Origin of the sequence: Methylomonas lenta (assembly GCF_001644015.1) — a bacterium.
Taxonomy (GTDB): domain Bacteria; phylum Pseudomonadota; class Gammaproteobacteria; order Methylococcales; family Methylomonadaceae; genus Methylomonas; species Methylomonas lenta.
Genome location: NZ_LUUI01000043.1, coordinates 1 through 7,857, shown reverse-complemented (window position 1 = coordinate 7,857; position 7,857 = coordinate 1). Strand labels below are relative to the sequence as shown.

Annotated in this window: 5 protein-coding genes and 1 CRISPR repeat array; all 5 genes read left to right on the top strand. The window is 44.7% G+C overall.

The window, feature by feature from the left end:
• Positions 1–39 precede the first annotated feature (39 nt).
• Complete coding sequence (gene cas3f / locus A1359_RS02760) at positions 40–3,339, top strand: type I-F CRISPR-associated helicase Cas3f (protein WP_066977660.1); 3,300 nt, start codon at positions 40–42, stop codon at positions 3,337–3,339.
• A gap of 246 nt (positions 3,340–3,585) precedes the next feature.
• Positions 3,586–4,833 (top strand): type I-F CRISPR-associated protein Csy1, encoded by a 1,248-nt coding sequence (gene csy1 / locus A1359_RS02755; RefSeq protein ID WP_066977657.1) that lies wholly within the window; start codon positions 3,586–3,588, stop codon positions 4,831–4,833.
• Complete coding sequence (gene csy2 / locus A1359_RS02750) at positions 4,830–5,720, top strand: type I-F CRISPR-associated protein Csy2 (RefSeq protein ID WP_066977654.1); 891 nt, start codon at positions 4,830–4,832, stop codon at positions 5,718–5,720. The genes csy1 and csy2 overlap by 4 nt, the downstream gene beginning before the upstream one ends.
• Positions 5,721–5,731: 11 nt before the next feature.
• Positions 5,732–6,766: a type I-F CRISPR-associated protein Csy3 gene (gene csy3 / locus A1359_RS02745; protein WP_066977651.1), complete on the top strand. Its 1,035-nt coding sequence runs from the start codon at positions 5,732–5,734 to the stop codon at positions 6,764–6,766.
• 3 nt (positions 6,767–6,769) lie between these two features.
• Positions 6,770–7,411 (top strand): type I-F CRISPR-associated endoribonuclease Cas6/Csy4, encoded by a 642-nt coding sequence (cas6f, locus tag A1359_RS02740; protein ID WP_066977648.1) that lies wholly within the window; start codon positions 6,770–6,772, stop codon positions 7,409–7,411.
• A gap of 131 nt (positions 7,412–7,542) precedes the next feature.
• A CRISPR array of direct repeats spans positions 7,543–7,810; the repeat unit is 28 nt; unit sequence GTCCGCTGCCGCACAGGCAGCTTAGAAA.
• Positions 7,811–7,857: the final 47 nt, after the last annotated feature.

The window sequence follows — 7,857 nt, the reverse complement described above, 5'->3', positions numbered from 1 at the left end:
CTCTCCTCCGGGGAGAGGGCCGGGGTGAGGGGTAAAATCATGATGGTCACCTTCGTCAGTCAATGCCAGAAGAAAGCATTAAACCGTACCCGCCGCGTGCTGGATGCCTTCGCCAACCGCATCGGCGACAACACCTGGCAAACCGTCATCACCGAAGAGGGCCTGATCGCCGTTAAAACCCTGCTGCGCAAAACAGCTACTAAAAACACAGCGGTTTCGTGTCATTGGATTAGATCGCGCAGTCGTAGTGAATTGGTTTGGATAGTGGGGAACCGCAGACGATTTAATTCTGAAGGTGTTGTGCCGGTGAATATCACACGGAAAAACATGCTAAATAGCCAATGGGAAAATGATTGGCTGTACTTGCCTTTAATAAAAAGTCTGACGGCATTGGCGGCTCTATTCCATGATTGGGGTAAAGCGTCAGAATATTTTCAAGCGAAACTGATAGAAAATAAAAAAACTGGCGACCCATTACGACATGAATGGATTTCAGTGCTGTTTTTCAATGCTTATATCAACCGCGAAACAGACGAACAATGGCTAAGTCGACTGATAAAAGCTGAATTTGACGTAACAAATTTAAAGCAAAAGGTGCTTAAAAATACTAAATCACCACTTTATGAGTTACCCAATGCCGCGAGTGTATTGGCATGGTTGATTGTTTCGCATCATCGTTTACCGGCAATTGAAAAAACAGCAGGCAAGCCAGCTGAAGATTTTAATAGCGTGTTTAAACGAATTCGTCAGGATTGGGGTTATGAAAATAACTATGATGACGACACGTTCAAGAAAAATTTTCCACGTTGTTTTGATTTCCCAAAAGGCTTACCCAGCGACTCAGCAAGCTGGCTAAAAGAATGTAAAAAACAAGCAACCCGCTTACAACAACATTTGCCTTTACTGGAACAAGCGATTAACGATGGCAGTTGGCGCTTGATTCTCCTACAAAGCCGACTCACGCTAATGTTGGGTGACCATTACTATTCGTCGTTAAAAATAGATGATGCCAATCGCCTAAAAAATCGCGAACTGGCTCTTTATGCCAATACCGATAGGGACGGCAATAATAAAAGTGTCTTTAAACAAACCTTAGATGAACATTTGCTGGGCGTCGCCAAACAAGCGCAACATGCCGCCCATTTTTTACCGATGTTGGAAGGGATAAACGAGGAATTGGAACGGGTTTATGACGTAAAGCCATTAAAGCAGAGCAGTAAGCAAGGCTTTGAATGGCAAGATAAAGCCGTCAAAGAAATTAGCCAATGGCGTCAACAAAACACATTACTTGATAAAAATCAGTACGGATTTTTTGCCGTCAACATGGCCAGCACCGGCAAAGGCAAGACGTTTGCCAATGCCAAAATCATGCGGGCGTTGTCGCCCGATAGAGACAGTCTGCGCTACGTTCTTGCATTAGGTTTGCGGACTTTAACATTGCAAACGGGCAACGAATACCGCGAACGGATTGGTTTAAAAAGCAATGAACTGGCGGTGTTAATCGGCTCACGCGCGGTTTTGGAACTGCACGCCCAAAAACAACAAGATAAACAAGATGCGGAGCGGGAAGCGACAGGTTCCGAATCCGAAGAAACCTTGCTCGACAATGAATTGTATTTTGAATGTGATTTTCCCGATGATTGGTTAAAAACCGCCTTAAAAACCACAAAAGACCGCCAATTTTTATACGCGCCAGTATTGAGCTGCACCATAGACCACCTGATGGCTGCAACCGAAACCCAGCGCGGTGGACGCTATATTTTGCCGACCTTGCGTTTAATGTCGTCTGATTTAGTCATTGATGAAATTGATGATTTTGACGGTAAAGACTTAGTTGCTATCGGGCGCTTGATTCATTTGACGGGTATGTTAGGTAGAAAGGTGATGATTTCCTCGGCAACCATTCCGCCTGATTTGGCGGAAGGTTATTACTATGCCTATCAATCGGGCTGGTCAATCTTTGCAACCATGCGGCAACAAAGTAAACGTGTTGGCTGTGCTTGGATTGATGAATTTTCCACGCAAGTGACAACGCTTGAGAGCCAAAAAGAAATACAGGCAATGGCGGTTTACCGTACAGCCCATCAACAATTCGTCAACAAACGCAATCAAAACTTGCAGAAACAAGCAGCGAAACGAAAAGCTGCTATTGTTGACTGCTCGCCTGAACAAGCCGCCGAACAAAACCTCACGGTTGAAGAGTATTTTGCCCAAGTCATACAAGCAGAAATTATTGAAAAACATCAACAACATCATTTAATCGATAAGGCCACGGGCAAACAAGTCAGTTTTGGCGTAGTGCGGGTTGCCAACATAAAACCGTGCATTGCCATGGCCCGCAATCTGCTGAATGCAAGCTGGCCTGATGATATTGAAATCAGGGCGATGGCCTATCACAGCCAGCAAGTGCTGATTATGCGCAATGAACAGGAAAAGCATCTGGATTCAGTATTAAAACGCACTGCGAGCAATCCCAAACATGCGCTTAATAATCCCCAGATTCAGGCGCACTTAAAGACCATTGACGCACCGAATGTCATTTTTATTTTAGTGGCAACGCCTGTTGAAGAAGTCGGGCGTGACCATGATTTTGACTGGGCGGTGGTCGAGCCGTCTTCTTACCGTTCATTCATACAGTTGGCAGGGCGAATCATGCGCCACCGTGAGTTAACCTCAGAATTGGCAGCCAGTAATATGGCGTTATTGCAATTCAACCTAAAGGGACTTAATGGAAAAGACGTGGTTTTTAATCGCCCTGGGTATGAATCCAAAGAACACCACTTAGTAACACACGACTTAAAAAAATTGCTTGATATTGAGGCCATTGCAACACGTTTAGATGCCACCGCGCGGATTACCAAACCTGAGACCTTGCAACCCAAACAAAGCCTAGTTGATTTAGAGCATTACTCCATTCAGCAATTACTAACTAACTACGGTCAACAAGGCCCTGAGTCTTTATCCGGCTGGATTACATCATGCTGGTGGCTAACCGGTGAGCCGCAACAATACATCAAGTTTAGGGAAAGTACGCCTGAACTGACCTTGTTTTTAATTCCTGAAGATGGAAGTTTTAAATTTAAAGAAAAAGATAACTGGGGTGAGTGGATTGGTAAAGAGAGTGTTTATGGCATCGTCCACGATGAAGATTTAACGGCGTTAGAAAAACAGCGTTTATGGTTATGGCGTGACTATCCGGTTTTATTGGAAAACTCACCTAAGTCAGATTTGCAAGCAGCCGCCCAAGCCTATGGGGAGGCCAATTTTCCTACTTACGGAAAAAATCCAAACGACTTGAAATTTAGCTATTCCAGCCAATTCGGTTTACAGGAAACCTGACAGGGTTTCAAAGCCTATCAGGTTTGTTTGGATTAAAGCTGCCTGTGCGGCAGAGAACGGATTAAGTAAGTAATTAATTTTCTAAGCTACTTGTACAGCAGCTTGAAGATTTTACATTAACAGCGTGGCATTTACTTTTAAGATAGCAATAATTAATAAGTAAGTATTTAATGGTTGTTTTTATTTTTATATAAGCTTAGACTGCAGCTCGTGTCATCGTGAATCCAAAAATCCTAAGGAGCAAATATGATTGACCTTGCAATACAAAATTTTCTAAATGAACGTAAAGATAGCTGGTTAAAAAAGAAAATAGATAGCAAAACAACGGAGGAGCATGAGCGCGAATTAACGGAAGAAGCTAATGAACTGTTTTCGCTACCTACCTGGTTGCCAGATGCGGCAAAAAGAGCCAAACAATTATCACTTGTAAGCCATCCCGCCAAATTTAGCCACCCTAGTGCAAAAGCTAGCTCCATTATTGCAGTCGCGGCAAAAAAACCAGATGGATTTGTTCGTTCAGGCAACACGACAGAGCAACTCGATGTTTTTGGTAATGCCGCTGCAATGGATGTTTATAAGTTTTTAAGCCTAACTCTGGTAGATGGGCAAACCGTACTCAGTCATCTAGAACAATCAACCCCAGCTATCCAGCAACAATTTACCTTACCAGCTACAAACTATACGGAATTGGCTTCTGCCTTATTAGCCATTAAATCAACTGATACGAAAATCATAACCAGCGCAATTGTCAAACAAGTTTATTTTCCTGTTTCAGAAAATCACTACCACTTGCTTTCAGTGCTGACCTCATCAAGTTTAATGTTCACGCTCAAACAGCGCATCAATACACTACGGTTTTCTGAGGAAACAAAAACGGCACGGGAAGCCAAGAAAAATTGCCAACATTTTAACGGCGAACTGGCCGAAATTTATTCATTAACGGTTATCGGCTTCGGCGGCACCAAACCGCAAAACATCAGTGTGTTAAACAACCAAAATGGCGGCACGGCTTACCTACTCGAATCCCTCCCCCCAATATTAAAAAAACGCAGCATTAACCCGCCTAAAAGCAATTTTTTCAGCAATAGTTTAAGACTAAAGGATTTTCAGGAAGATTTTGACCAACTGCATAAACAATTAAGCAGTGACACCAACAATATACATGTCCGAAACAAACGCGATTGGCTGATTAAAAACATTATCTATCAAGTCGCCGACAAGCTTTGGCAAATCCGCTTTTTAGACGCAGGTTGGTCAACATCAGATAACTATCAAAACCTCCCGCCACAACAAAAAACTTGGCTAGACCAACAATACAAAGACACACGGCAACAGCGAACCGATTGGCAAGATGACATAAAAACCGCGCTGGCTCGTTGGCTTTTTAACAGTTACAAAACCACCCAAGGCGATAAGGCCTTGTCTATCGACGACGACCACTACAAACCCCACTTTATCCGCTCAATTGAAGCCTGCGAGGCGGCTTGGTTATGAAAAACATCCTGTTAATACCCTACATTAAAATCCACAATGCCAACGCCTTATCCAGTCCTTACACCATTGGCTTTCCTGCCATGACGGCTTGGCTAGGGGCTGTACACTACTTACAGCGCCTGCTTAAAGCCCACCATGTCGACTTTGAGGATTTAGAGTTTAAAAGTGTCGGCGTGGTCTGCCACGACATTAACCTGCAAACTCACAAAGGCAACAGTGATTTTGTTTATTCAATAATCGGCACAGGAAATCCGCTAGATAAATCAGGCAATCGACCCTCATTTATTGAAGAAGCCCGCTGCCATCTTACTGTTTCGCTAATTATTGAATACAGTTGTGATTATGACCAAGACCTAACGGAACATGTTGATCAACTCATCACAGGCAAACTGAAATTTGCGGGTGGCGATGTCATCACCGCCAAACCCTCCGAAACCTTTGAAATCGAATCGGAAAACCAGAAACAACTCATAACGAAACTCATGCCGGGGTTTTGTTTAATTGAACGCCGCGACCTAATGCAGCAAGCCATGACAGACTACCCTGAAGGACAAGATGCCATTGATGCCTTGCTGGACTACCTAACCATAAAACACATCAGCCAAACCGATGACAACGGCAAAGTCAAATGGACAAGTAGCCGCAAGACCAAAGGCTGGATTGTGCCGATTGCCACGGGTTTTCACGGGATCAGCGACTTAGGCAAGGCCGAAAACCAGCGCGACGCCGACACGCCCCACCGTTTTGCCGAAAGCATTGTCACCTTAGGCGAATTTATCATGCCGTATCGCATTGAAAACGTCGACAACATGCTTTGGCATACTCACGCCGATTTAGAAAACAATCTGTACCTTTGCCAACAAAACCAACCCATTAATCATAGTTAAGGAAAAATAACATGGCTAAAAACGCAAACATCGCTTCTGTACTGGCTTTTGAAAAAAAACTCGTTCCCTCAGATGGTTTTATGTATGGCACAACGTGGCAAGAACGTAATAAACCTGAATCCAACAAACCGCTGGTTTTACGCGAAAAATCTGTGCGCGGCACCATCTCCAACCGCCTTAAGCCCGCCATCAAAGATGACCCCTTAAAACTGAATGCCGAAGTGGAAAAACCCAACTTACAACGGGTTGACAGTTGCGCGTTAGGAGAAGATCAAGACACCTTAAAACTGCACTTTACGCTTAAAGTGTTAAGCGGCGTACAAACCCCATCCGCCTGTAACAACAAAGCGTTTAACGAAACCTACAGCCAAGCCGCCAATGACTACATTGCCACCGAAGGCTTTAAAGCACTGGCAAAACGTTACGCCATCAATATCGCCAATGCGCGTTTTTTATGGCGTAATCGTGTGGGAGCGGAACACATTGAAGTGCAAGTTAAAAAGCTCAATCAAAACTCAGAAAAAAACTGGACATTCGATGCGGTAAAAATAGGTCTGCGTGATTTTGAAACAACCTCGCCTGACATTGACGAACTGGCGGCTGAGATAGCCAAAGCCTTATCGGGCGAAGAAGATTTTTTACTGCTAGAAATTAGCGCCTTTGCCCAAATAGGATTCGCCCAAGATGTTTATCCCAGTGAAGAACTGGTATTGGACAAAAGCACCGCGAAAGATAAAAAAAGCAAAATCCTCTATCACATTAACAACGTTGCAGGGATGCACTCGCAAAAAATCGGCAACGCTTTGCGTACCATCGACACATGGTATCCGGCATACCCAGAAACCCAAGCCCCGATAGCTATAGAACCTTACGGCGCGGTCACTAATTTAGGTATAGCCTATCGCAACCCAAAAGCCAAAGCCGATTTTTTTACCCTGTTTGATCGCTTCGCCTGTAGTGAAACATTAGCAACAAAAGAAGACGCACATTACGTGATGGCAGTCTTGGTGCGCGGCGGCGTATTCGGCGAAAGCGGCAAGGACTAGGCCATGCGCTGTTATCTCGAAATTACCTTACTCCCGAATCCCGAGGTAAATATCCATTTCCTCTGGTCCAAAGTCTACCAACAACTCCATCTTGGCTTAGTTGAAATGCAAGACGCACAAAAACGAGTGCCGATTGGGATTTCGTTTCCTGAATACGTGGTGGGCGAAAAGTACAGTGTGCTGGGCGGCAAATGTCGATTATTTGCGCATGACGAAGCCACGCTAACCCGTTTTGATGTCAACAAATGGCTAGCCCGTTTGAGCGACTACGTGCATTGCACCAGTATTCGACCGGTGCCGGATAAAGTTTCTGGATACGCGATTTATCAGCGTCAACAACCCAAAACCAATCCCGCCCGTCTGGCAAGGCGTTATGCCAAGCGGCACGATATGGATTTTGAAACGGCGTTGCATGACCCCATAAACCTAGAAGACAATGTCATCCCCAACACCAACTATCAACAAACGTTTCGCTATTGCGATATGCCGCCAAAAGCGATTTCTACCCCGTTTATTCGCCTGAAAAGCTTAAGCAGTGGGCAAGACTTTTGTTTGTGGATCAAGAAATCGGCTGCATCCGAACCTGTCGTCGCCGATTTCAGCAGCTACGGCCTAAGTGCCTCGGCTACTGTACCCGAGTTTTGACCAAAGTTTTTCTGCTCTTTAAAAATATGATTGAAAACAGCTAGTTGCGCGCTGCGGTTTTGAGGATGGGTAAATTGGGGTAAATACCTTGAAAACCGCTGTGCAACTGGCTTAGAAGTTTTATAAAATCAGTCCGCTGCCGCACAGGCAGCTTAGAAAAAAAGATCAAGAGTTATATGACGAGCTGATTAGTCCGCTGCCGCACAGGCAGCTTAGAAATGAACGAGAAACCGGCTTAGTGTCGACGATATGTCCGCTGCCGCACAGGCAGCTTAGAAAACCGGCATCGGCTACGGCGTGTATGAAAAGGTGTCCGCTGCCGCACAGGCAGCTTAGAAAATCACATTACGACATTGCATACCTACACGAACGTCCGCTGCCGCACAGGCAGCTTAGAAAATATTATGAGTATGATCTGGTGAATCATTCCCGTCCGCTGCCGCACA